At 40.1% G+C, this 23056-nt stretch carries 28 protein-coding genes and 1 pseudogene; 7 read left to right on the forward strand and 22 right to left on the reverse strand.

The features are described 5' to 3' along the window. Window positions 1–10 precede the first annotated feature (10 nt). From ffh to B7692_RS00655, 8 genes and pseudogenes are all read right to left on the reverse strand, one after another. Window positions 11–1582 (reverse strand): signal recognition particle protein, encoded by a 1572-nt coding sequence (ffh, locus tag B7692_RS00625; RefSeq protein ID WP_084929613.1) that lies wholly within the window; start codon window positions 1580–1582, stop codon window positions 11–13. A gap of 17 nt (window positions 1583–1599) precedes the next feature. Next, window positions 1600–1815, reverse strand: coding sequence for a hypothetical protein (locus B7692_RS00630; protein WP_000429536.1), 216 nt, complete (start codon window positions 1813–1815; stop codon window positions 1600–1602). Window positions 1816–1817: 2 nt separating this feature from the next. Next, complete coding sequence (locus B7692_RS00635; RefSeq protein WP_000402062.1) at window positions 1818–2150, reverse strand: putative DNA-binding protein; 333 nt, start codon at window positions 2148–2150, stop codon at window positions 1818–1820. Window positions 2151–2237: 87 nt separating this feature from the next. Next, window positions 2238–2599, reverse strand: a pseudogene (locus B7692_RS11450) (IS5/IS1182 family transposase); the annotation flags it as partial. Between the two features lie 113 nt (window positions 2600–2712). Beyond that, window positions 2713–4710, reverse strand: a complete 1998-nt coding sequence (gene metG / locus B7692_RS00640; protein WP_084929614.1) for a methionine--tRNA ligase — start codon at window positions 4708–4710, stop codon at window positions 2713–2715. Between the two features lie 123 nt (window positions 4711–4833). Next, complete coding sequence (locus tag B7692_RS00645; RefSeq protein WP_084929615.1) at window positions 4834–6093, reverse strand: ABC transporter permease; 1260 nt, start codon at window positions 6091–6093, stop codon at window positions 4834–4836. Between the two features lies 1 nt (window position 6094). After that, complete coding sequence (locus tag B7692_RS00650) at window positions 6095–6796, reverse strand: ABC transporter ATP-binding protein (RefSeq protein ID WP_084929616.1); 702 nt, start codon at window positions 6794–6796, stop codon at window positions 6095–6097. Continuing rightward, window positions 6780–7988 (reverse strand): efflux RND transporter periplasmic adaptor subunit, encoded by a 1209-nt coding sequence (locus B7692_RS00655; protein ID WP_033684942.1) that lies wholly within the window; start codon window positions 7986–7988, stop codon window positions 6780–6782. Before B7692_RS00655 ends, B7692_RS00650 begins: the two co-directional genes overlap by 17 nt. A gap of 291 nt (window positions 7989–8279) precedes the next feature. On the opposite strand from B7692_RS00655, the gene gor reads away from it, so the two are divergent. Together gor and B7692_RS00665 are read left to right on the forward strand one after the other, a co-directional pair. Further along, complete coding sequence (gor, locus tag B7692_RS00660) at window positions 8280–9626, forward strand: glutathione-disulfide reductase (RefSeq protein WP_049502148.1); 1347 nt, start codon at window positions 8280–8282, stop codon at window positions 9624–9626. A gap of 189 nt (window positions 9627–9815) precedes the next feature. Continuing rightward, window positions 9816–10352, forward strand: coding sequence for a biotin transporter BioY (locus B7692_RS00665; protein ID WP_084929617.1), 537 nt, complete (start codon window positions 9816–9818; stop codon window positions 10350–10352). 53 nt (window positions 10353–10405) lie between these two features. Here the strand turns inward: B7692_RS00665 and B7692_RS00670 are convergent, their stop codons facing one another. Next, the gene (locus B7692_RS00670) at window positions 10406–10621 is read right to left on the reverse strand and encodes a YdbC family protein (RefSeq protein ID WP_000807437.1); all 216 of its coding nucleotides are present in this window, start codon (window positions 10619–10621) and stop codon (window positions 10406–10408) included. Between the two features lie 98 nt (window positions 10622–10719). Here B7692_RS00670 and B7692_RS00675 point away from each other — a divergent pair, with 98 nt between their 5' ends. Further along, window positions 10720–11040 carry a hypothetical protein gene (locus B7692_RS00675; protein ID WP_049502150.1) on the forward strand — a complete coding sequence of 107 codons (321 nt, stop codon included), beginning with the start codon at window positions 10720–10722 and terminating at the stop codon, window positions 11038–11040. Window positions 11041–11070: 30 nt separating this feature from the next. On the opposite strand, the gene B7692_RS00680 is transcribed toward B7692_RS00675, so the two are convergent. From B7692_RS00680 to rpsP, 7 genes are all read right to left on the reverse strand, one after another. After that, window positions 11071–11409 (reverse strand): ATP cone domain-containing protein, encoded by a 339-nt coding sequence (locus tag B7692_RS00680; RefSeq protein ID WP_001196040.1) that lies wholly within the window; start codon window positions 11407–11409, stop codon window positions 11071–11073. A gap of 11 nt (window positions 11410–11420) precedes the next feature. Then, window positions 11421–12140, reverse strand: coding sequence for a tRNA (guanosine(37)-N1)-methyltransferase TrmD (gene trmD, locus B7692_RS00685; protein WP_084862382.1), 720 nt, complete (start codon window positions 12138–12140; stop codon window positions 11421–11423). Beyond that, window positions 12130–12648, reverse strand: a complete 519-nt coding sequence (rimM, locus tag B7692_RS00690) for a ribosome maturation factor RimM (protein WP_084862384.1) — start codon at window positions 12646–12648, stop codon at window positions 12130–12132. The genes trmD and rimM overlap by 11 nt, the downstream gene beginning before the upstream one ends. 30 nt (window positions 12649–12678) lie before the next feature. Continuing rightward, complete coding sequence (locus B7692_RS00695) at window positions 12679–13467, reverse strand: alpha/beta fold hydrolase (RefSeq protein WP_024057003.1); 789 nt, start codon at window positions 13465–13467, stop codon at window positions 12679–12681. 97 nt (window positions 13468–13564) lie between these two features. Continuing rightward, window positions 13565–13897 carry a MazG nucleotide pyrophosphohydrolase domain-containing protein gene (locus tag B7692_RS00700; RefSeq protein WP_024057004.1) on the reverse strand — a complete coding sequence of 111 codons (333 nt, stop codon included), beginning with the start codon at window positions 13895–13897 and terminating at the stop codon, window positions 13565–13567. A 44-nt stretch (window positions 13898–13941) separates the two neighbouring features. Beyond that, the gene (kphA, locus tag B7692_RS00705) at window positions 13942–14181 is read right to left on the reverse strand and encodes an RNA-binding protein KphA (protein WP_000379617.1); all 240 of its coding nucleotides are present in this window, start codon (window positions 14179–14181) and stop codon (window positions 13942–13944) included. Between the two features lie 19 nt (window positions 14182–14200). Continuing rightward, complete coding sequence (gene rpsP / locus B7692_RS00710) at window positions 14201–14473, reverse strand: 30S ribosomal protein S16 (protein ID WP_000268760.1); 273 nt, start codon at window positions 14471–14473, stop codon at window positions 14201–14203. Between the two features lie 175 nt (window positions 14474–14648). Between rpsP and B7692_RS11075 the strand changes: the two genes are divergently transcribed. From B7692_RS11075 to B7692_RS00725, 4 genes are all read left to right on the forward strand, one after another. Beyond that, window positions 14649–14792, forward strand: a complete 144-nt coding sequence (locus B7692_RS11075) for a hypothetical protein (protein ID WP_192855393.1) — start codon at window positions 14649–14651, stop codon at window positions 14790–14792. A gap of 378 nt (window positions 14793–15170) precedes the next feature. Then, window positions 15171–15767 carry a hypothetical protein gene (locus tag B7692_RS00715; RefSeq protein ID WP_084862386.1) on the forward strand — a complete coding sequence of 199 codons (597 nt, stop codon included), beginning with the start codon at window positions 15171–15173 and terminating at the stop codon, window positions 15765–15767. Between the two features lie 2 nt (window positions 15768–15769). Then, window positions 15770–15994, forward strand: a complete 225-nt coding sequence (locus B7692_RS00720) for a helix-turn-helix transcriptional regulator (protein WP_001041097.1) — start codon at window positions 15770–15772, stop codon at window positions 15992–15994. A gap of 305 nt (window positions 15995–16299) precedes the next feature. After that, window positions 16300–17103, forward strand: a complete 804-nt coding sequence (locus B7692_RS00725; protein WP_084862389.1) for a peptidylprolyl isomerase — start codon at window positions 16300–16302, stop codon at window positions 17101–17103. Between the two features lie 54 nt (window positions 17104–17157). Here the strand turns inward: B7692_RS00725 and B7692_RS00730 are convergent, their stop codons facing one another. The 6 genes from B7692_RS00730 to holA all read right to left on the reverse strand — a co-directional run bounded on the left by B7692_RS00730 (window position 17158) and on the right by holA (window position 23035). Then, window positions 17158–18699, reverse strand: coding sequence for an ABC-F family ATP-binding cassette domain-containing protein (locus B7692_RS00730; RefSeq protein ID WP_050253125.1), 1542 nt, complete (start codon window positions 18697–18699; stop codon window positions 17158–17160). 1 nt (window position 18700) lies between these two features. After that, the gene (locus B7692_RS00735) at window positions 18701–19183 is read right to left on the reverse strand and encodes a VanZ family protein (protein WP_084862391.1); all 483 of its coding nucleotides are present in this window, start codon (window positions 19181–19183) and stop codon (window positions 18701–18703) included. Further along, window positions 19183–20268: a dual-specificity RNA methyltransferase RlmN gene (rlmN, locus tag B7692_RS00740; RefSeq protein ID WP_000804762.1), complete on the reverse strand. Its 1086-nt coding sequence runs from the start codon at window positions 20266–20268 to the stop codon at window positions 19183–19185. The genes B7692_RS00735 and rlmN overlap by 1 nt, the downstream gene beginning before the upstream one ends. A 20-nt stretch (window positions 20269–20288) precedes the next feature. Then, window positions 20289–20819, reverse strand: a complete 531-nt coding sequence (locus tag B7692_RS00745; protein WP_020901484.1) for a YutD family protein — start codon at window positions 20817–20819, stop codon at window positions 20289–20291. Window positions 20820–20975: 156 nt separating this feature from the next. Next, entirely contained in the window at window positions 20976–21581 is a 606-nt protein-coding gene (sodA, locus tag B7692_RS00750; RefSeq protein ID WP_000974733.1) for a superoxide dismutase SodA, read from the reverse strand. A 416-nt stretch (window positions 21582–21997) separates the two neighbouring features. Continuing rightward, entirely contained in the window at window positions 21998–23035 is a 1038-nt protein-coding gene (gene holA / locus B7692_RS00760) for a DNA polymerase III subunit delta (RefSeq protein ID WP_084929619.1), read from the reverse strand. Window positions 23036–23056: the final 21 nt, after the last annotated feature.

A 23056-nucleotide genomic window follows, 5' to 3' on the forward strand; every position in this document is an offset into this window, starting at 1 on the left:
CTTTCCTTTTTTATTTGCGTTTCTTCTTCGCTTTTTTCATTTTGTTAGCCATGCGTTTCATGGACTGTTTCATAGCAAATTCACCGATTTTACCTTTTAGTCCGCCACCAAACATCTGGCTCATATCTGGCATTCCTGCCCCTCCGAGAGCTGACAAGTCAGGCATCCCACCTTGTCCCATCATGCCTTCAAGGGCAGACATGTCCATTCCTCCCATATTTGGCATATTTTTAGGAAGGTTGTTTGGATTAATACCCATTTGCTTCATCATCTTGTTCATATCCCCAGACATAACACCCTGCATGAGTTGTTTAGCCTGGTTAAAGTCTTTAATGAATTTATTGACTTCGACAAAGGTATTTCCAGAACCTGCAGCGATACGACGACGACGGCTTGGATTTAACAAATCTGGATTTTCACGTTCTTCAGGTGTCATGGAAGACACAATGGCACGTTTGCGAGCAATCTGGCGTTCATCCACCTTCATGTTTTGAAGTGCTGGGTTGTTGGCCATACCTGGAATCATCTTAAGCAAGTCTTCCATCGGCCCCATGTTTTGTACCTGATCCAACTGATCAATGAAATCATTGAAATCAAAGGTGTTTTCACGCATCTTCTCAGCCATTTCAAGGGCTTTTTGCTCATCGTATTCCTGAGAAGCTTTCTCAATCAGAGTGAGCATATCCCCCATGCCAAGGATACGGCTAGACATGCGGTCTGGGTGGAAGGTTTCAATGTCCGTAATCTTTTCACCTGTACCAGTAAACTTGATTGCTTTTCCAGTAATGTGACGAACAGATAGAGCAGCACCACCACGAGTATCGCCATCAATTTTGGTAAGGATGACCCCAGTCACTTCCAACTGAGCATTGAACTCACGCGCAACATTGGCTGCTTCTTGACCAATCATGGCATCAACGACAAGCAGAATTTCGTTTGGTTGAGCTAGTGCTTTCACGTCACGAAGTTCATTCATCAAAAGCTCATCAATCTGCAAACGACCTGCCGTATCAATCAAGACATAATCGTTGTGATTGGCTTGGGCTTGCTCCAAACCTTGACGTACAATCTCAACAGCTGGTACTTCGGTTCCAAGTGCAAAGACAGGCACATCAATCTGTTGACCCAGAGTTTTCAACTGGTCAATAGCCGCAGGACGGTAAATATCCGCCGCAATCATCAAAGGACGGGCATTTTCTTCTTTCTTGAGTTTGTTAGCCAATTTACCTGCAAAGGTTGTTTTACCAGCCCCTTGCAAACCGACCATCATGATGATTGTAGGAATCTTAGGTGACTTGATAATCTCAGCCGTATCAGAACCCAAAACGGTTGTCAGTTCCTCATCAACGATTTTAATAATTTGTTGCGCAGGATTAAGGGTATCAATGACCTCATGCCCGACTGCACGCTCACGAACTTTCTTGATAAAGTCCTTTACAACAGGCAAGGCAACGTCGGCCTCAAGCAAGGCCAAGCGAATTTCTTTGGTTGCCTCTTGGACATCAGATTCAGAGATTTTTCCTTTTTTACGTAGATTTTTAAAGACGTTCTGTAAACGTTCTGTTAAACTTTCAAATGCCATTATTTTCTCCTATTTTTTCAATTCAGTGGAAATCGTCCGAAATGTTGCAAACTCTCTAGTTCTTCGGTTGTGACTTCTTTCATGATTTCATTTGGATATCCCCAACAGCTAAATCCTTCTTTAAGGGCTTGAGGAATAGAATCAGGTGAGAGAATTTGTAGTTGACTAGGAAATGGTTCCTCTGCAGCTAATAATTTACAGGGTATTCCTTTATAGACGACAAGATTTTCCATGATTACTCCCTATTATCAATACTGGTCAAAATCTCAATTTGCTCTTGCAGAAAAGCATCCTCTGGATAACGCTCCAAAATCTGATCAAAAATCTGACTTCGGACAATGTAGTCCGAGTACATGTGCAATTTCATCTCATAATCTTCCAGAATTTTTTCTGTCCGCTTGATATTATCATAGACAGCCTGACGACTGACACCAAACTCCTCGGCAATCTCAGCAAGGCTGTAATCATCAGCGTAGTAGAGCTCGATATAATTCATTTGCTTATCTGTCAAAAGCGCCGCATAAAATTCAAAGAGCGCATTCATACGATTGGTTTTTTCAATTTCCATAACTTTTATTATACCAAAAAATCTATTATACTTCTACATTAGAAATCACTCTATCGGGTCAATCAAATCTTTCCTCTATACAATAGATAGGACCTTATTAAAAATTTGCTCTATTATTTCCTTATCTTGAAAACGACGTCTGTAATTCTTACCATAAGTTATAAAATGAGGAATTTTATCGTTTCAATCCCCCCCCTTAAACCAACGATAGGTGGTATTGACCTCAATGTCCTTGATGGTTTGTAGCATGAAACTGAAACCGCAGAAACATTAGATGGGAGGAATTTTAACTAACATATGTAACAGGGGATAAACTAGAACACCTTTTATTCGAAGAATAAGTACCTGCGACCAAGAAAATGGTCTTACGAAATGAGTTCAACTAGCGCGTAAAAACCAACTTGATTATATTTGTAGTCTTGATTTTCTTTGTGAGACTTAGGCAACATTTCTCAACCATTCTTACATCTATTATACTAATATACAACTCTACACATAGAAAAGTCCTTAGAAACTTGTAGTCTAAGGACTTTGTCTTCCAACTGACTTTAGTGTTTTAATTTTACCCAATCACACTTCCGTTTGGTACAGCTGGATCAACTGTGAGAAGGGTTAATTGTCCATCATGTTCAGCTGATAGGATCATCCCTTGGCTGACATATTTCTTCATCATTTTACGTGGTTTGAGATTGGCAACGATTTGAACTTTCTTGCCGACCAATTCTTGTTCATTTGGATAGTATTTGGCAATTCCTGAGAGGATTTGACGATCTTGACCATCACCAGCATCCAAGCGGAATTGAAGCAACTTATCTGAACCTTCTACTTTAGACACTTCTTTGACTTCTGCGACACGGATTTCAACCTTGTCAAAGTCTTCAAACTTGATTTCTTCCTTGTTTAGTTTGAGCTCAACTTCGTCTGGGTTCCACTCTTTTTCGACTGCTGGTTTATTGCCTTCCATTTGTTCCTTGATATAGGCGATTTCTTCTTCCATATCGAGACGTGGGAAGATTGGTGTTCCTTTGGCAACTACAGTCACATCTTCTGGGAAGTCAGCCAAGCTCAAGTTTTCAAGGCTTGCTACTTCTTCCAAGCCAAGTTGATTCAAGACTGCACGACTTGTTTCCATCATAAATGGCTCAATCAAGTGAGCAACAACACGAAGGCTAGATGCCAAGTGACTCATGACACTTGCTAATTGATCACGAAGGGCTTCATCCTTAGCCAAGACCCATGGAGCTGTCTCGTCGATGTATTTATTAGTACGAGAGATCAGAGTCCATACTGCTTCTAGGGCACGTGGGTAGTCAACTGCTTCCATGTATTTATGGTAATCAGCAATTGATTCAGCAGCTACTTGAGCAAGAGCATGGTCAAACTCTGTCACGCCCTCTTCATAGGCTGGGATTTGCCCATCAAAGTACTTGTTAATCATAGAAACCGTACGGTTGAGGAGGTTTCCAAGGTCATTGGCCAATTCGTAGTTGATACGGCCGACATAGTCTTCTGGAGTGAAGGTTCCGTCTGAACCAACTGGAAGGCTACGCATGAGGTAGTAACGAAGTGGATCTAGTCCAAAACGCTCTATCAACATTTCAGGATAGACAACATTCCCTTTAGATTTAGACATCTTTCCGTCTTTCATGACAAACCAACCATGACCAATCAAACGTTCTGGCAATTTGATATCCAACATCATAAGAAGGATTGGCCAGTAGATTGAATGAAAACGAAGGATGTCTTTTCCAACCATGTGGAAGACTGTTCCGTTCCAGAACTTGTCAAAGTTAGCGTGTTCGTCTTGATCGTAGCCAAGAGCTGTCACATAGTTGAGCAGAGCATCAAACCAAACGTAGACAACGTGTTTAGGATTTGATGGTACTGGAACACCCCATGTAAAGGTTGTGCGAGAAACTGCCAAATCCTCTAAACCTGGCTCGATGAAGTTGCGAAGCATTTCATTCAGACGACCATCTGGAGTGATAAATTCAGGATGAGCTTTGAAAAATTCTACCAGACGATCTTGGTACTTGCTAAGACGAAGGAAATAAGACTCTTCAGATACCCATTCCACTTCGTGACCTGATGGAGCAATACCACCAGTTACATTTCCAGCTTCGTCACGGAAAACTTCTGCAAGCTGGCTTTCTGTAAAGAATTCCTCATCTGAAACTGAATACCAACCAGAGTATTCACCCAAATAGATATCATCTTGAGCAAGCAAGCGTTCAAAGACCTGCGCCACTACTTTTTCATGGTAGTCATCAGTTGTACGGATAAATTTATCATAGGAGATATCGAGTAATTGCCAGAGTTCTTTAACTCCAACTGCCATCCCATCAACATAGGCTTGAGGTGTGATGCCAGCTTCTTCCGCTTTCTGCTGGATTTTCTGACCATGCTCATCAAGACCTGTCAAATAAAAGACATCGTAGCCCATCAAGCGTTTGTAACGTGCTAGGACATCACAAGCAATGGTTGTGTAGGCAGATCCGATATGAAGTTTACCAGATGGATAGTAAATCGGCGTTGTAATATAAAAATTCTTTTCAGACATAATTTTTCCTTTCCAGGCAAATGAAACCTGTTTTTCTAACACTTCATTATATCACATTTTTAAGGATTTTCGATAGGGAAATCTATACAAAAACAAGATAGACGAATGTCCATCTTGTTGATTCTATTCATAACGAAGGGCTTCAATTGGATCAAGTTTTGATGCCTTATTGGCTGGCAAGACCCCAAAAATCATACCAACACTAGCCGAAACTGCAAGACTAAATAGGGCAACTGGGATCGATACTCCTACTTCTATACCAGCTATCAATCCTTGCAAGAGTAGACCAGCTATAGCGGTTAAGCCTGTCGCAATTGTCAAACCAATGACTCCGCCAAGCAAGGTCAAAATCATGGATTCAATCAAAAACTGAATTAAAATATTAGCACGTGTCGCGCCCAAAGCCTTACGGAGACCAATCTCACGCGTACGCTCCGTCACCGAAACAAGCATAATGTTCATCACACCAGTTCCTCCAACAAAGAGAGAAATTCCTGCGATGGCACTAATAATCGTAGTTATAAATCCAAAAAGTTGTTGTACTTCTTGGAAGGCTGCAGTCGCATCTGCCACCTGATACTCTCCTTGTTGAAGACTAGCAATTTCGGTCATTTTTCTAGCTAATTCTGGTCCTACAGTTGGTGTCAAACTGGTATCATTAACTCGGAAAACAATATCAGAAATTTCATCCATATTGAAGTTATTGGCAAGAGAAATATTAGTCGTAATGGGAAGTCCACCAATACCAAATGTCTTGACAGCCTTGGCCTCATCGCTAGTATAAACACCAATAACACGATAGCTAAAGCCACCAACATCTATAATCTTGTTAACAGCTTCTTGAGCAGATCCAAACAAACTATTAGCAAGTTCTTGGTCTAGCAAAATGACACTGGCCACATCTTTATAATCCTGAGCTATAAGACTACGACCTGCAACAATTTCATTTTCAACCGCCTTCATGTAAGTAATATTTCCACCTGTCAAGCTAGCGCGCTCAACCTTTTTATCTTTATAAGACAAGGTGGTATTTGTCGAGTTGGTTACATAGTAACTGTCCACACCCTTAAGTTTAGCAGCCTCCTTGACCCAGGATTCTTGTGGTTTTGGTGGTTCCACAGGAACTTCCTCTTCTTTCCCAGAAACTGTCAATGCTGATTGTTTTTGGGTAAAAGAGCCATCTTTACTTTTAATAGGTGAGAAAAAAACATGGATATTCTTCTGTGACTTGGTCATGTTTTTATTGACCTGACGAGACATGGAATCACCTAGAGCCATAATCACAACAACCGATGACACACCAATGATAATCCCAATCATAGTAAGAAAAGAGCGCATCTTGTGGGCCATGATAGATGAAAAGGCGAATTTTAGATTCTGCATCTTAATTTTCCTCCTTTTCTAACTGAGCACTATCAGATGAAATAACTCCATCTCGAATGACAATCTGGCGTTTGGCATAAGCAGCGATTTCAGGTTCGTGCGTTACCATGATAATGGTTTTTCCTTCTTTATTCAGTTCAACCAATAATTGCATAATTTGATTCCCTGTTTTGGTATCCAAGGCTCCTGTCGGTTCGTCCGCTAGGATAATAGAAGGATTGTTTACCAAGGCACGCGCAATAGCTACACGTTGCTTTTGACCACCAGATAATTCCGAAGGTAAATGGTGACTTCGTTCTGTCAATTCAACCTTATCTAGATATTCCTCAGCTAACTTGCGCCGTTTTGAAGCTGAAACTCCTGCATAAATCAAGGGCAATTCTACATTTTGCAGAGCATTGAGTTTGGATAGAAGAAAGAACTGCTGAAAGACAAATCCGATTTGTTTGTTGCGGACCTTGGCTAGTTGTTTTTCACCAAGTCCAGCCACTTCTTGACCTTCAAGATAATACTCTCCACTACTTGGTGTATCCAACATGCCAATCGTATTCATGAGAGTAGACTTACCCGAACCAGATGGTCCCATGATGGCAACAAATTCACCCTCATTCACTTCTAGGTTGATATTTTTGAGAACCTGCAGTTCTTGGTCGCCATTACGGTAGCTTCTGCAGATATTTTTTAGACTAATTAGTTGCTTCATCAGCCTTCACCTCTTTTCCTTCCTCTAGAGAAGACGTTGGGTTACTGATGACCTTGACTCCATTTGTCAGACCTGAAGTGATTTCTTGGTTGTCTGCATCAGCATTACCCAAACCAACTTCCACTTTCTTGGCCTTTTTCTGCTCGTCAAGCACCCAGACATAGTTCTTATCATTTTCAGTCACAACACTTGTTAGAGGAACCAAAATGGCTTTACTCTTATTCTTAACCTCAACACTTACTGAGAATCCTTGTTTCAAATCACCGATTTCACTTGTAACATCGATGGTATATGGATATTTAGAACCAGAATTACCACCTGTTGCGGCAGTAGCTGCACTTGCTGCTTCACCACTAGTTTTAGGATAGTCAGAGATATAGCTAATCTTACCTGTCCAGCTCTTATCTTGGTAAACTTTAGAAGTAAAGGTTACTTCTTGTCCTACAGAGAGGTTGGCAAGGTTATATTCAGATAGTTCACCCTTAACTTGCAAGTTTTCATTACTTACGACATGAACGACTACTTGACTAGCTCCTGTTGGAGATTTAGAAACATTGTGGTTGACTTCAACCACAGTTCCCTCCAGGGTACTGAGAACCGTCATGGCATCCAACTGACTTTGAGCCTTACTTAATTGCGCTTCTGCATCTGCACGAGCATCACGGGCATCACCTAGTTGTGCATCAATAGATGAAACTGCATTTCCTGAGACTGGAGCTGGAGTTTGCCCTGCAGCTCCTTCGCCTCCTGCTGGTGCTGGTAACTGTGGAGCCGGAGCTGAAGCGGCTTCATTTCGTGCTTGATTGAGTTCATTGATATGACGATCTGCCTTAGCTACTGCTCGGCTAGCTGAATCATAGGCCGCCTGGGCTTCTGAACTACTGTACTTGACTAAAGCCTGTCCTTCGCTGACCTTATCACCCACAGAAACAAGGATTTCATCTAAATCTCCCTTACTAGCATCAAAATAAACATATTGTTCATTTTTTGCTGTTACTGTCCCTGACAATAAAACAGAGGACGCCACGCTTCCTTCCTTGGCAACAACAAGATGAGTAGGCTCATCTTTTACAGCGGTCTGAGATGGTTGTCTAAAGAGCAAAATCCCCCCAGCACCTAATACAACTACACTTGCAGCACCGATTGCTGCATACAATTGCCACTTTTTAGCTTTACGATTCTTCTTCATAATGAAACTCCTTTTTGATTTAAAGTCCTTAACAATATTATATAAAAATTAGCAAATATAAACAATAACAGTTCAGAACGAAATAATGACATTTCGGGATTTGATTATTGTTCGGAATCTATTTTTTACTACCATTGTACTAGTTATATAATACACTTTATTTTTCCTTTTTGCAAGCCTTTTCTTTAATTTTTTTGAACGTAGCAGATTTTTGCAATCAAATCAAAAAAAAGATAGAATATGACTATCAAAAAATGACACTCTACTATTTAAAAGAGTATAAAGGAGTTTTCAATGAGAGAATATGATATCATTGCTATCGGTGGTGGTAGCGGAGGAATTGCTACCATGAACCGTGCTGGTGAACACGGAGCTAAAGCGGCCGTTATTGAGGAAAAGAAATTAGGTGGAACCTGTGTCAACGTCGGTTGTGTTCCTAAAAAAATCATGTGGTACGGGGCGCAAATCGCTGAGACTTTCCATCAATTTGGAGAAGACTACGGCTTTAAGACTACTGATCTTAACTTTGACTTTGCTACCCTACGTCGCAATCGTGAAGCCTATATTGATCGCGCTCGTTCTTCTTATGATGGCAGTTTTAAACGCAACGGTGTAGACTTGATTGAAGGACATGCTGAATTTGTAGATTCTCATACTGTCAGCGTAAATGGTGAACTCATTCGTGCTAAACATATCGTGATTGCTACTGGTGCCCATCCAAGTATTCCTAATATTCCTGGTGCAGAACTAGGTGGCTCTTCTGATGATGTATTTGCTTGGGAAGAATTGCCAGAGTCAGTTGCCATTCTAGGTGCTGGTTATATTGCCGTTGAATTGGCTGGAGTACTCCACACTTTTGGTGTCAAGACAGACCTCTTTGTTCGTCGCGATCGTCCTTTACGTGGTTTTGATTCTTACATCGTTGAAGGTTTGGTAAAGGAAATGGAAAGAACAAACTTGCCACTTCATACTCACAAAGTCCCTGCCAAGTTAGAAAAAACTGCTGAGGGCATTACCATTCATTTCGAAGATGGTACTAGTCACACAGCTAGCCAAGTTATCTGGGCTACAGGTCGCCGTCCAAACGTTAAGAGCTTGCAACTTGAAAAAGCTGGAGTAACTCTGAATGAACGTGGCTTTATCCAAGTGGATAAATACCAAAATACTGTTGTTGAAGGAATCTACGCTCTAGGTGATGTAACAGGTGAAAAAGAACTAACTCCAGTTGCTATCAAAGCTGGACGTACTTTGTCTGAACGTCTCTTTAACGGAAAAACAACTGCAAAAATGGACTACTCAACTATTCCAACTGTTGTCTTTTCACACCCTGCTATCGGAACTGTTGGCTTGACAGAAGAGCAAGCTATTAAAGAATACGGTCAAGACCAAATCAAGGTTTACAAATCAAGCTTTACGTCTATGTACTCTGCTTGCACTTGCAACCGTCAAGAAACACGTTTCAAATTGATAACAGCTGGTTCTGAAGAAAAAGTTGTCGGACTTCATGGAATTGGCTATGGTGTTGATGAAATGATTCAAGGATTTGCTGTTGCTATCAAAATGGGAGCAACCAAGGCTGACTTCGATGCAACCGTAGCGATTCACCCAACTGCATCTGAAGAATTTGTAACCATGCGTTAATCGAAACAACAGAAGCTGATACAAATGTGTCTGCTTCTTTTTTGATGATTTACGAAATGATGAAAACAACTTACCCAGTCAGGAAAATCGGCCGTTACAGTTTTTGTTACCTTGCTCTATAAAACAAGTTGACAATAATGTTCTTACGAGTATAATAGTTACTATACATCAGAAAAGAGGTTAACTATTTTGAAAAAAGCTCACGTTTATGCTATCCCTGCTATTGGGGCTGCTCTCATTGCTGTATTGGCACAAATCACTCTTCCAATTGGACCTGTTCCCTTCACTCTGCAAAACTTTGCAATCGGCTTGATTGCTACTGTCTTTAGACCCAGAGAGGCTGTACTTTCTGTTGGACTCTATCTTCTTCTAGGTGCTATCGGTCTTCCTGTCTTTGCAGGAGGGGGAGCTGGATTGCAGGCGTTGGTTGGTCCTACTGCAGGCTATCTTTGGTTTTATCTTGTTTACTCTGGACTTACATCCTCTCTAACCAACAGCAAGAGTAGTGTTGTCAAGATTTTTCTAGCAAATCTCTTGGGAGATACACTTGTTTTTGTCGGTGGGATCCTCAGCTTGCATTTCCTAGCTGGAATGGCATTTGAAAAAGCTCTTATTGTGGGGGTCATTCCCTTTATCATTCCAGATCTTGGTAAACTTCTGGCTATTAGTTTTATTAGTCGTCCCCTACTTCAACGCCTTAAAAATCAGGCTTACTTTGCTAACTAAAAAAGGATATCGAGTTGTCATGACTCAATATCCTTTTCTTTCATTTTGAAAACTTAGTTGCCTTTAAAAGCATCCACCATTGTTTGAAATTCTTCATTAGAGAGAGTAATTCCTTTACCCATTTTAGTATGATCTGGACTCCAAGCACGAATATCAAACTTTGCAGGAGCACCATTAAAGCTCACACGGTTGATTTCCTTAGTCCAACCTTTTTCGTTTTCAGAAAGAGTCAACAAGTGCTCTTCGATTTTAAAAGTAAATTCTGCCATTTTCTTCTCCTTTTTTAGCTTTCATTTGATTATTCGTAAAATCTTGTAGATTTTAGGAAAATTTTATATAATATTGATATAAAAGAAGGGAGGCCAATATGAGACATAAATTCCAGCAAGTTCTAGATAAAATACATGACTTTTTAAATGGACATGACCAACCTGACCAGACTGAAAGTAACTCCCTTACAGCCACTATTGAAGAGGCTATCCAGAAACAAACCGCTGTTCACCTTATCTTGTCTGAGACAAGTTTTACAGGTGACATCATCAAATACGATCAGCAACGCCAGCAAATTATCGTGAAAAATTTTGCCAAAAATATGAGCCGTATTATCCGCATAAGCGATATTCAACGCCTACGATTTGTCCCTTCCACCGTCCAAACAGCCCAAAAAAATAGATTTAAGAAAGAGTGAGATGTAGTTGCTTCATCCCACTCTTTTTTCTTAGCGAATTTGTTCAAAATGTAAATGAACTGCGATATGATCTCCATAACCACTTCTTTCCAAGTCACGTTGTAGACGATAGGAAATGTAGTGTTCTGCAATGGTAATGTAACCTGCACCCAGTAAACGATGTTCAACCATAGACTGAATCATGCTGATGGTAGCACGTTCCACCTTGGCTTCTTCCAAATCCAAAACCACTTTCTTAGTGACTTGTGCAAGGTTTTGACGCAAATCATCTGTCAATACATAGACAGTCTGGGCTGCTTTTAAGATAGCTTGGTAAATCTTGTCTGGATTAAATTCAGCAATTTCTCCATCACGTTTGATTACTTGCATAGGTTTCTCCTTTATTCTTTGTTTTCTTTAATTTCTGCCAGCATTTTTTCTTCTTCTGCTGTCAGTTGATAATGTTCAAGCAAATCCGGTCTGCGTTCATAGGTTTTCTTCAAACTCTCATACAATCGCCACTGACGAATCTTTTCATGGTGCCCGCTCATCAGAACATCTGGGACAACCATGCCTCGATAATCATAGGGACGTGTGTACTGAGGATATTCAAGAAGGCCTGAAGAAAAACTATCATCTTGGTGGCTAGACTCCTTGCCAATCACTTCTGGAATCAGGCGTACCGTAGCATCAATCATAGTCATAGCCGCCAACTCTCCTCCAGTCAGGACATAGTCGCCCAAGGAGATCTCATCTGTCACCAAGGTCTTAATACGCTCGTCATAGCCCTCATAGTGACCGCAGATAAATATCAGTTCCGCTTCTTTGGCCAAATCCTCAGCATAAGCTTGATCGAACTGCTTGCCAGCTGGGTCTAGGAGAATGACGCGCGGATTTTTCTTTTCAATAGCATCAAAGGCATCGAAAATGGGTTGGGCTCGGAGCAACATCCCCTGACCACCTCCGTAGGGCTCATCGTCGACATGGCGGGCCTTTTCAGCATATTCTCGAAAATTATGATACTGGATATCCAAGAGCCCTTTTTCTCGAGCCTTTCCAACGATTGAATGCTCTAGAGGAGAAAACATCTCTGGAAAAAGGGTTAAAATATCAATCTTCATCGTCTAACCCTTCTAATATTTCCACATCGACGCGGTTATTTGGAATATCAACATTGAGAACCACTGGTGGGATATAAGGCAATAATAAATCACGCTTGCCTTTTCGCTTGACCACCCAGACATCGTTGGCACCTGGTTGCAGGATTTCCTTGATAGTTCCAATCAGATTCTCTCCCTCATAGACTTCCAAACCGATAATCTCATGATAGTAGAATTCACCATCGTCTAGATCATTCAAATCTTCCTCAGCAACCTTGAGACTGTACCCCTTGTACTTTTCAATGGTATTGATATGGTACATATCTTTGAATTTAATAATGTCAAAGTTCTTCTGTTTACGGTGGCTAGCAATGGTCACTGTTTGAACAAACTGATCTTTTTCATCAAACAAAGCCAGCTCAGCCCCTTTTTTAAACCGTTCTTCTGCAAAATCCGTCACAGACAAGACTCGCATCTCACCCTGTAACCCCTGCGTATTGACGATTTTCCCAACATTAAAGTAGTTCATCTTGTCTCCTGTAGTCTATTTATTTCCATCTTATTCTGACAATTCTCGAATAATAGTCACAATTTTTTCTGATTCTGACCATTGTAAATAATGGTGATTCCCTCCTAAAATGAGTTTAGTATTGGAAGTCCAATATTCTGATTCTCTGTACTCTTTTTCTCTATAAGCCTGACAAAAAATAAATACAGGGACATGAGATTCTATCGACAAATTCTCAAAATCTTCCTCAGTAATCTCTCCAGATATCTGAAATTCTGAATCTTGATTTTGCAACTCTGAACCTTTTTCTTGCATTATTTCCCAGATTTCTTTATTGATTTCAGGGCTAAATGTGGCTTGAGTTAAGCTCTTAAAATAAAGTTCAGGACCACACTCCTCAATCAGCATCATCTGCTCTTCCATTTCTGGATAAGGATTTTCTGAAAAATCAGCAAACATGACTTTTTTAGTTGTCGGTTCAATTGCTACTAAAGCCTGACACTTAATTGGTTTCTTGAGCAACTTGCAAGCTAAAATTCCACTCAAACTATGTGCACAAAGTATATATTCAGAAATCGCCAATTCTTCAAGTACTTCATAAACCGCATCTGCAAGATTATCCAGATTTTTTCCAGCTTGGTCATGAATCGGACTTCTACCTGTGTTTGGAAAATCAATTGTCAAATAACCAATTGTGGGAGGAAGTTTTTCGAGTATAAGTGAAAAATTTTCATAACTTGGTAGCAAACCTGCACCACTTAAACAAACTAGCATTTTCTTTTGCTTTTGATAAGTAACAGAGAGACTACCAATTTCTGTAGATACTTCAATCCTCTTCATAAAGAAATCCACTCATTCTGTATAATGAATTATAAAAAATCCTTATCCTTTATTTTATCACGTTCCAAGGATTTTCTCAAGTTGGAGAAAAAGTATGTCAACTCTCGAATTCCTTCAAAAATCCTTCCAAATCACGTTCATGTTGGTACTTAATGGCTGCAGTTTTGTCTTTCTCAAAGATGGTTTTAGTTAGGTCAATATGGTTGATGGCTGCGATTGCGACGGTGTAGTGAATGATATCAGCCAGTTCTTTTGCTAGTTCCTCGTTCGAATCCTGAACGCCCTCTTTTCGACCAGAGCGCCCATTCAAAACTTCGGCTACTTCTCCGACTTCCTCCACTAGCTTGATAAAAAGACCTTCCTCAGTCCGAGACTGCTGGTAATGTTCGAGTAAGTAGTCTTGTAATTGTCTAAACGTTAAATCCTTCATATCCTGCTCCTCGCAAAAAAAGCGAGACATTCGTCCCGCCTTTCTTATTTTTCGTCAATAACGATTCTTACTTTTTTGTCTTCAGTTGGGACAGAGTAGACAATCGTTCTTATCGCAGAAATAGTGCGACCCTTACGACCGATTACACGACCCACATCGCTTTGATCAAGATCCAAATGATATTCCAAAAACTCTGGTGTATCTTCAATCTTGATAGTTAAGGCATCTGGTTGTGAAATCAAGGGTTTCACAATCGCAATAATGAGATTTTCAATCGTATCCATCTGTCAACCTACTTTAAACTTATTTTGAGAATTTAGAATCGTGGAATTTTTTCAATACGCCTTCTTTTGAAAGGATGTTGCGAACTGTATCTGAAGGTTGAGCTCCATCAGCCAACCATGCAAGAACGCGGTCTTCTTTCAAAGTTACTTGGTTTTCAGCAACAAGTGGGTTGTAAGTTCCAACTGTTTCGATGAAACGTCCGTCACGTGGTGAACGTGAATCTGCTACGTTGATACGGTAGAAAGGTTTTTTCTTAGAACCCATACGAGTCAAACGGATTTTAACTGCCATTTTTAAAGTCTCTTTTCTTATTTTTTATTTCGGTGAAATAGCTAAGCTATTTAGCACATGTTCTATTATATCAGATTTCTGACAGGTGTCAAGAAAAAAACTTGACAGACTATAAAATTTTTAAACCATTTAGAAATTTGTTATTTTTTTAAAGAAAAACCAGAAAGAGAATGTCATGAATGCTATTGTAGAAAAATTTTACAAAGACCACCAAGTTAAGCCCTTCATCTCACCTGAACGTGATTTTGATACTTGGCTCCTAAATCCCAAGCCCGTTCCCAAGCGAAACATCAAGGATTTTAAGAACGAAATCTACTAATTAAGTTATAAAATATGAATTAATAGATTCTAAATAGGGAAATAATTTAGTTCTGTAAAAATTAACTTCTACACCTATAACGCTTATTCTGACAGACTTTATAACAGTCTAAGAAAAAAAGTAGAGATTCATACGGTATCTAGATTTTCCAAAAATTCTTTATCATCAAATATTATTAACGAAACTATCCAAACCAAATCCGATGCATTGCTTCAAAGAATTCTTTACTTGTTTGACTATCGAGGGCTTTTATTAAAAAAATTTTTCAAATAATTGCTACCTTGGCACATAAATTCTTGCTTTCTAAATTTAAATGTGATATATTTATAACATAAAATTTAAGTGTTATATATTTATAACACAAAAAAGGAGTCTATCATGAAAAAAAGTCAAAAAATGCGTGGCCTCATTGCAATGATTGCCGTAGCTCTCTTTATTGATTTTATTGTTTTATTTGGTTCTAATCTTAGTTGGGGACCCAAGTTAGTTATTACTTGTATTTCAGTGTTAGGTCAAATTGTAGCTATTTGGGGCTGGCTACATATGAAGCCATGGCCTCATAAAAGTCAGAAAGGTAAGAGAAAGATTATTTTTGACTTGTCTGTTAAGCTTTACACGATACTTGTGTTTGCAGCAAGCATTTTTTATACAGTAGGGCTTTGGGTTGCAACCCCTAGCGTAAGTTCTGGTATTAAAGAATGGAGTTTCGGAATTATCCTCGTTATTGAAGTGATTCTATTTGGTTTTTTCTCTTTAAAAAATGTCAAGGAAACTCCGGACGAACGCTTTTATGCTAATTTAGCAAAGGCAGCTAGCTTGATGTTTGTTTTTATGCTAGGTGCACTGATGATCCTAGCAGTTATCATTGGATATATAGGGTCTCTCACGCTTTACATGGGCCAGATCTTTATTAATATAGCTGCCTTGATTTTAATCTTTGCGGTTGTCTATTTTATCTTGGAACGGAGAGGATAAGCATGGCCAAAGAAAGCAAGATTATTACTAATCTCAAATCTGTTCGTGAGTCCACAGGCATGACCCAGCAAGAGTTAGCCGACCTCATCGGCATGCGACGCGAGACAATTCTGCACTTGGAAAATAACCGTTACAATCCTTCGCTGGAAATGGCTCTTAAAATTGCTCAAGTTTTTAATCTGAAAGTAGAAGACCTCTTTGAACTCAGACAGAAAGAGGAAGCATAATTCTTTTCGAGACCTAGTATTAAGTTCATTGACTAATTAGAAATTGAAGCCAAAAGAAAAAATCCTTTGAAAATGTGCTCTTTTAAAATATAGTAATTCTTTCGAATTAACGTTTACTAATTGTGATGCTTTACGAGCTTTCTTAAGATCTGGTTTCCTAAATACTTCGAGTACACTTATGGTATTGATACCTCTAAACAAGCGACTTTCAGGTTGGCTTCCTCTTAAACTGTCTTGTCACTAACATTTGAAATCCACTTCCTTTTAGGGTACAATGGTAGAAATGAATTTTTGAGAGGAATAGAATGAAAAAACTAGCAACCCTTCTTTTACTATCCACTGTAGCTCTAGCTGGATGTAACAACATCCAACGTAGTTTGCGTGGTGATGACTATGTAGATTCTAGCTTGGCTGCTGAAGAAAGTTCCAAAGCAGCTGCCCAATCTGCCAAGGAGTTAAACGATGCTTTAACAAACGAAAACGCCAATTTCCCACAACTATCTAAAGAAGTTGCTGAAGACGAGGCTGAAGTGATTCTACACACAAGTCAAGGAGATATCCGTATCAAACTCTTCCCTAAACTCGCTCCTCTAGCGGTTGAAAACTTCCTCACTCATGCCAAAGAAGGCTACTATAACGGCATTACCTTCCACCGTGTCATTGATGGTTTCATGGTTCAAACTGGAGATCCCAAAGGGGACGGTACAGGCGGTCAGTCCATCTGGCATGACAAGGATAAGACTAAAGACAAGGGAACTGGTTTCAAAAACGAGATTACTCCTTATCTCTATAACATCCGGGGTGCTCTTTCTATGGCTAATACTGGTCAACCAAACACCAATGGCAGCCAGTTCTTTATCAACCAAAATTCTACAGATACCTCTGCTAAACTCCCTACAAGCAAGTATCCAAAGAAAATCATCGAAGCCTATAAAGAAGGGGGAAACCCTAGTCTAGACGGCAAACACCCAGTCTTTGGTCAAGTGATTGACGGTATGGATGTTGTAGATAAGATTGCTAAAGCCGAAAAAGATGAGAAAGACAAACCAACGACTGCTATTACTATCGATAGCATCGAAGTGGTGAAAGACTACGATTTTAAATCTTAAAAACCAAAAAATACAGTATCCGCATTCGATACTGTATTTCTTTTTTCCTCATTTTTAAGTTAGCTTGTTAAAGTCCCAGATTTGGTCCATCCAACCTTCATAAAAGTCTGGTTCGTGGCAGACCATAAGGATAGATCCCTTGTATTCTTTGAGAGCACGTTTGAGTTCATCCTTGGCATCCACATCCAAATGGTTGGTCGGCTCGTCCAGCACTAAAACGTTGTTTTCACGATTCATCAAGAGACAGAAACGAACTTTGGCTTGTTCCCCACCTGACAAAACCTGAATTTGACTTTCGATATGCTTAGTTGTCAAACCACAACGGGCAAGGGCTGCACGAACTTCTGCTTGGTTGAGAGCTGGAAAGGCATTCCAAACAGCCTCTAGTGGTGTTTGGCGATTACCGCCTTCTACTTCTTGTTCAAAGTAGCCAAGTTCTAGATAATCTCCACGCTCCACTTCCCCAGCAATTGGCGGAATAATGCCCAAGAGAGACTTCAAGAGAGTTGTTTTCCCGATACCATTTGCCCCGATAATAGCAACCTTTTGATTACGTTCAAAGGTAAGATTTAAAGGCTTGGTCAGAGGACGATCATAACCAATTTGCAAATCCTTGGCTTGGAAGATAAAGCGCCCTGGCGTACGAGCTGGTTTGAAATCAAAGGATGGTTTTGGTTTCTCACTTTGCAGTTCGATAATATCCATCTTATCCAATTTCTTCTGACGGGACATGGCCATGTTTCGTGTTGCAACACGCGCTTTGTTTCGGGCAACAAAGTCCTTAAGGTCCGCAATTTCTTTTTGCTGACGTTCGTAGGCAGCCTCTAGCTGAGATTTCTTCATAGCATAGACTTCTTGGAACTGGTAGTAGTCACCAGAATAACGCGTCAGCTGTTGATTTTCCACATGGTAGACAATATTAATCACGTCGTTCAGGAATGGAATATCGTGTGAAATGAGGACAAAGGCATTCTCATAGTTTTGGAGATAGCGCTTAAGCCAGTCAATATGCTCAGCATCCAAGTAGTTGGTCGGCTCGTCCAACAGCAAGATATCAGGCTTCTCAAGGAGAAGTTTAGCCAAAAGCACCTTGGTTCTTTGCCCACCTGACAAAGAGGTTACATCCGTATCCATGCCAAAGTCCATGACACCAAGGGCACGCGCTACTTCATCAATCTTAGCATCCAAAGTATAGAAATCACGACTCTCTAAACGGTCTTGAAGTTCTCCCACTTCTTCCATGAGAGCATCAACATCCGCACCGTCTTCAGCCATTTCCATATAAAGGTCATTGATACGAGCTTCTGCTTTAAACAGCTCATCAAAGGCTGTACGGAGAACATCACGCACCGACTGTCCTTCTTCCAAGACAGAATGTTGGTCTAAGTATCCAGCAGTCACATATTTGGACCACTCAACCTTCCCTTCATCTGGCAACATCTTACCAGTCACGATGCTCATAAAAGTTGATTTTCCTTCACCATTAGCACCGACCAGACCGATATGTTCTCCTTTGAGAAGACGGAAGGAAACATCTTCAAAAATTGCACGGTCACCAAAACCGTGACTCAGATTTTTAACTTCTAAAATACTCATTTTAATTCCTTATCTTGTTTTTATGTAATTGTTTATATAGGAACCAAGCCAGATAGCCACCCAAGGTATTGGTCCACAAATCATCAATTTCAAAGACGCGATTAAAATCAAAGAAAAAGTCCAAGACTAACTGCGTACACTCGATTCCAAGGCTCACTAGAAAACTAAAAAGTAGCACCTTTTTTGTTTTCCGCAAGTTTGGAAGGAGATAAAGGAGTTGGAACACCAAAGGAAAAAGCAAGAAGACATTGAGGATATTTTGTAAAAAAATCCAAGATAATTGTCCCACATCACTCACTTGGCCCAGTTTCCAGAGAGAATTGAAAGGAGTCAAAAGAAAAACCAGGCGTCCAAGATGCTGAATACCTGGAGTTTCCACTCCCACGGGAGAATGTCCTTGAGGAGTAAAGCAAAAATAGACAATGCAAATGCTATAGAAAATGACTCCCCATACTAAAATATGATTATAAGTTTTCTTCATCATTAAGGATTGACTGCTGCGACTGCTTTCTGGCGGTCACGTTTCATTGTGTTAGAGCGCAATTGTCCACAAGCTGCATCAATATCTGTACCATGTTCTTGACGAACCACACAGTTGACCCCCTTTTTCTTAAGCGTATCATAGAAAGCCATCACGCGCTCTTTAGGACTACGGCTATATTGGTCATGCTCACTAACTGGGTTGTAAGGAATCAAGTTTACATAAGACAATTTCTTAATATTCTTGAGCAATTCAGCTAACTCAAGGGCCTGTTCAACACCATCATTAACTTCATTTAGCATGATATACTCAAAGGTCACACGACGATTTGTTGTCTCAATGTAGTACTCAATAGCTGCAAAGAGTTTTTCAATCGGAAAGGCACGGTTAATCTTCATGATGCTTGAACGCAACTCATTGTTAGGTGCGTGAAGGGAAACGGCAAGATTGACCTGAACTCCTTCATTAGCAAAATCACGAATTTTATGGGCCAAACCTGAGGTTGAAACCGTGATGTGACGAGCACCGATAGCCATCCCCTTGTCATCATTGATGGTACGAACGAAATTCAAGACATTGTTGTAGTTATCAAAGGGCTCACCGATTCCCATGACAACGATATGGCTGACGCGTTCATCCTGACCACGCTCATCAAAGTATTTCTGAACCAGCATGATTTGCGCTACAATTTCACCGTTATTGAGGTCTCGTTGCTTCTTAATCAAACCAGAAGCACAGAAGGTACAACCGATATTACAGCCGACCTGAGTGGTCACACAGACTGACAAACCATAGTGCTGACGCATCAGTACAGTCTCAATTAGCATACCATCAGGCAACTCAAAGAGATATTTGACCGTACCATCAGCAGACTCTTGAACGATACGCTGTTTCAAGGGATTGACTACAAACTGGTCATTGAGCTTAGCAATCAAATCTTTTGAAAGATTGGTCATTTCTTCAAATGACTGCACACGTTTACGGTAAAGCCATTCCCAGATTTGATCAGCACGGAATTTCTTTTCTCCCTGCTCCAATACCCATTCCTGCATGGTTTGACGTGTTAAACTATAAATTGACGGTTTCATTTCTTCTCCTTATTCTCTACTCACTTCTGACGAATGACAAAATGACGTTGTCCCTTGTCCTCTTTCTGAGAATGCTGGTCTTTCTGACGACGTCTATTTTTCTTATCTGCATTCGGTTTTCGTTTTGTTTGAGCCGGTTTCTTTCCTTTTCTAGAAGGTGTTTCTTCTTCCTTCTTACGTATTTTCTTGTCAAATGATGCTCGCTTAGGAGCTTCATTTTCTAAGACAAAATAGGCACAACCATAACTACAATACTCTAAAAGATAGTCTTGTAAACGACTGATTTTTTCAAGTTTCTCTTCTGTTCGATCATCCTTGTAAAAACCTCGTAGGCGAAGCTGTTCGTTGCTCCAATCTCCCACGATATAATCAAACTTGGTTAAGACTTCTGAAAAACGCTGATTAAAAGCCGTCACATCAAAGGCATCCTTGATATTTTCCACCAAGGAAAAAGCTATCCCTTCCGTTTCAACCTTGTCCCCGTGTAAATGAAACTCAGGACCAGGAAACTTGTTATAGTTGTATAATTCAGGTGCAATTTCTTTTCGCATAGATATCCTTTTTCCACGATTACTTAATACTTTATTCTACCATAATTTCTAGCAGTTAGCACGTTTCTCATAAAAATGAAAAAAGTCTGACGATTTTGTCAGACCAAAATAATATAACCTTAAAAAGAGAAGAACAATTCTTCCCTCCAACTATCATTATTTAGCTGCTGCGTACAATTCATCTACTTTGTTCCAGTTGATCACTGAGAAGAAAGCTTTGATGTAGTCAGGACGCACGTTGCGATATTTCACGTAGTAAGCATGTTCCCAAACGTCCAAGCCCAAGATTGGTTTTTTACCTTCTGAGATTGGTGTGTCTTGGTTTGCTGTTGAAGTCACTTCAAGTTTACCTTCTTTGTTGACAACCAACCATGCCCATCCTGAACCAAAACGAGTTGTTGCTGCTGCAGTGAAGGCTGCTTGGAATTCTTCAAATGAACCAAATGTTGCATCGATTGCTGCTGCAAGTTCTGCTGATGGAGCTGTTTTCTCAGGAGTCATCAATTCCCAGAAAAGAGCGTGGTTCAAGTGTCCACCACCATTGTTAATGAGCGCTTGACGGATATCAGCTGGGATAGATTCTACATCAGCAAGCAAGGCTTCAAGGTCTTCACCAATTTCAGGGTGTTTTTCTAGAGCTGCATTAGCATTGTTGACATAAGTTTGATGGTGCTTGTCATGGTGCAAATGCATTGTTTCCGCATCGATGTATGGTTCCAAAGCGTCGTATGCATATGGAAGATCTGGTAAGATAATAGCCATCTGTAATACCTCTTTTTCTTTCTATATGAAAATGATAACGCAAACATTCACTTTTTTCAAGTTTTTTGCTTATAGATAAGAAAATCACTGACATACTTTCTAATAATACTCTTCGAAAATCTCTTCAAACCGCGTCAACGTCGCCTTGCCGTAGATATATGTTACTGACTTCGTCAGTTCTATCCACAACCTCAAAACAGTGTTTTGAGCTGACTTCGTCAGTTCTATCCACAACCTCAAAACAGTGTTTTGAGCTGACTTCGTCAGTCTTATTTACAACCTCAAAGCAGTGCTTTGAGCAACCTGCGGCTAGTTTCCTAGTTTGCTCTTTGATTTTCATTAAGTATAAAACAAGCAAATCAGCAAGAAACCCACGACAAGATAATCCTGACGCGGGTTATAGTTTCAAAAAAATGTCAATTGACCTGACTAGCAATCTGTAAGAGTGCCTTTTCAAAAAGGAAACTCTTTTCATAAAGACCTGTCTTAATCTGATAGTCTGTCTCAATCAAATAGGAAATAGCTTGCTTCAAAAAGCTCAAGGAAAGTACTCGCGCATCTCTCAGCGCAAACTTGATTTGATAGGGATTGGGATTGCGTCCTAGATAGCCACCTAGACTACTTGCAATCTGCGATTCTGTTTGCCCAGACTCCGCCAAAATTTTCACCTGAGTAAAAGTCCGAAATTGTCCTAGCATGACAGCTATGAGCTTAATTTCGTCTTCCCCTTGCAAGGTCAAGTCTCTAACTAAGTCGCGCGCCTGGTCCATCTTTTTAGTCAGAATAAACTGAGTTAAATCAAAAATATTATCCTGTAAGGTCTTAGGAATTGCGTTGACAATATCCTCTTCTTCGATAATAGAGTCTTCCTTATAGGACTGTAAAAAGAGGAGATTTTTCTGGATTTCGCTAAATTGAAAACCAGATTTGATAAGTAGATTTTCAAAGGATTGCCCCACAAACTGCAGACCTTGTTTCTGACTCCACTTTTGGAAATACTGACGTAGTTCTTGCTCTTTGGCTTCTACTGCATCAAAAACCTTTGCATCACGCTTCAGTAATTTAACCAACCGTCTTTTGCTATCCAACTTTCCTTCTGCAAAGATTAACAACTTGGTTGTTGGTGAAGGATTGTCAAGGTATTCCTCAAATGACTTGAGCTCATCATCTGTCAAAAAGTGCTTTTTAGCAGTCGTGACATCGACAAAATGATCCAATATCACGATTTTCTCATCCGTAAAGAAAGGAAGGCTGACCAACTCCAGTTCTACATCTTTGTAAACTACTTCTTTCATATCAAAGTAGGCAAAGTTGAGGTCAGCAGAATCATAGCCAATCTGTTTCAATACTTGACTCTTCATCACTTCAAACTGGCCCTGGTCTGTCCCTGTAAAAAGGCTCAGGCTCGATAAATTTGATAAAGTCAACTTCTGGCTTTCTTCAATGGCTAACATCTTCTCTCCTTTCTTCTGATT

This window comes from Streptococcus mitis (genome assembly GCF_002096925.1).
In the GTDB taxonomy this organism is placed as follows: domain Bacteria; phylum Bacillota; class Bacilli; order Lactobacillales; family Streptococcaceae; genus Streptococcus; species Streptococcus mitis_AF.

Bases quoted from the DNA above. Each gene is read 5' to 3' on its own strand.
- ffh (WP_084929613.1), bottom strand. From the start codon at position 1,582: ATGGCATTTGAAAGTTTAACAGAACGTTTACAGAACGTCTTTAAAAAT.
- B7692_RS00630 (WP_000429536.1), bottom strand. From the start codon at position 1,815: ATGGAAAATCTTGTCGTCTATAAAGGAATACCCTGTAAATTATTAGCT.
- B7692_RS00635 (WP_000402062.1), bottom strand. From the start codon at position 2,150: ATGGAAATTGAAAAAACCAATCGTATGAATGCGCTCTTTGAATTTTAT.
- metG (WP_084929614.1), bottom strand. From the start codon at position 4,710: ATGTCTGAAAAGAATTTTTATATTACAACGCCGATTTACTATCCATCT.
- B7692_RS00645 (WP_084929615.1), bottom strand. From the start codon at position 6,093: ATGCAGAATCTAAAATTCGCCTTTTCATCTATCATGGCCCACAAGATG.
- B7692_RS00650 (WP_084929616.1), bottom strand. From the start codon at position 6,796: ATGAAGCAACTAATTAGTCTAAAAAATATCTGCAGAAGCTACCGTAAT.
- gor (WP_049502148.1), top strand. From the start codon at position 8,280: ATGAGAGAATATGATATCATTGCTATCGGTGGTGGTAGCGGAGGAATT.
- B7692_RS00670 (WP_000807437.1), bottom strand. From the start codon at position 10,621: ATGGCAGAATTTACTTTTAAAATCGAAGAGCACTTGTTGACTCTTTCT.
- B7692_RS00675 (WP_049502150.1), top strand. From the start codon at position 10,720: ATGAGACATAAATTCCAGCAAGTTCTAGATAAAATACATGACTTTTTA.
- B7692_RS00680 (WP_001196040.1), bottom strand. From the start codon at position 11,409: ATGCAAGTAATCAAACGTGATGGAGAAATTGCTGAATTTAATCCAGAC.
- trmD (WP_084862382.1), bottom strand. From the start codon at position 12,140: ATGAAGATTGATATTTTAACCCTTTTTCCAGAGATGTTTTCTCCTCTA.
- rimM (WP_084862384.1), bottom strand. From the start codon at position 12,648: ATGAACTACTTTAATGTTGGGAAAATCGTCAATACGCAGGGGTTACAG.
- B7692_RS00695 (WP_024057003.1), bottom strand. From the start codon at position 13,467: ATGAAGAGGATTGAAGTATCTACAGAAATTGGTAGTCTCTCTGTTACT.
- B7692_RS00700 (WP_024057004.1), bottom strand. From the start codon at position 13,897: ATGAAGGATTTAACGTTTAGACAATTACAAGACTACTTACTCGAACAT.
- kphA (WP_000379617.1), bottom strand. From the start codon at position 14,181: ATGGATACGATTGAAAATCTCATTATTGCGATTGTGAAACCCTTGATT.
- rpsP (WP_000268760.1), bottom strand. From the start codon at position 14,473: ATGGCAGTTAAAATCCGTTTGACTCGTATGGGTTCTAAGAAAAAACCT.
- B7692_RS11075 (WP_192855393.1), top strand. From the start codon at position 14,649: ATGAATGCTATTGTAGAAAAATTTTACAAAGACCACCAAGTTAAGCCC.
- B7692_RS00715 (WP_084862386.1), top strand. From the start codon at position 15,171: ATGAAAAAAAGTCAAAAAATGCGTGGCCTCATTGCAATGATTGCCGTA.
- B7692_RS00720 (WP_001041097.1), top strand. From the start codon at position 15,770: ATGGCCAAAGAAAGCAAGATTATTACTAATCTCAAATCTGTTCGTGAG.
- B7692_RS00725 (WP_084862389.1), top strand. From the start codon at position 16,300: ATGAAAAAACTAGCAACCCTTCTTTTACTATCCACTGTAGCTCTAGCT.
- B7692_RS00730 (WP_050253125.1), bottom strand. From the start codon at position 18,699: ATGAGTATTTTAGAAGTTAAAAATCTGAGTCACGGTTTTGGTGACCGT.
- B7692_RS00735 (WP_084862391.1), bottom strand. From the start codon at position 19,183: ATGATGAAGAAAACTTATAATCATATTTTAGTATGGGGAGTCATTTTC.
- rlmN (WP_000804762.1), bottom strand. From the start codon at position 20,268: ATGAAACCGTCAATTTATAGTTTAACACGTCAAACCATGCAGGAATGG.
- B7692_RS00745 (WP_020901484.1), bottom strand. From the start codon at position 20,819: ATGCGAAAAGAAATTGCACCTGAATTATACAACTATAACAAGTTTCCT.
- sodA (WP_000974733.1), bottom strand. From the start codon at position 21,581: ATGGCTATTATCTTACCAGATCTTCCATATGCATACGACGCTTTGGAA.
- holA (WP_084929619.1), bottom strand. From the start codon at position 23,035: ATGTTAGCCATTGAAGAAAGCCAGAAGTTGACTTTATCAAATTTATCG.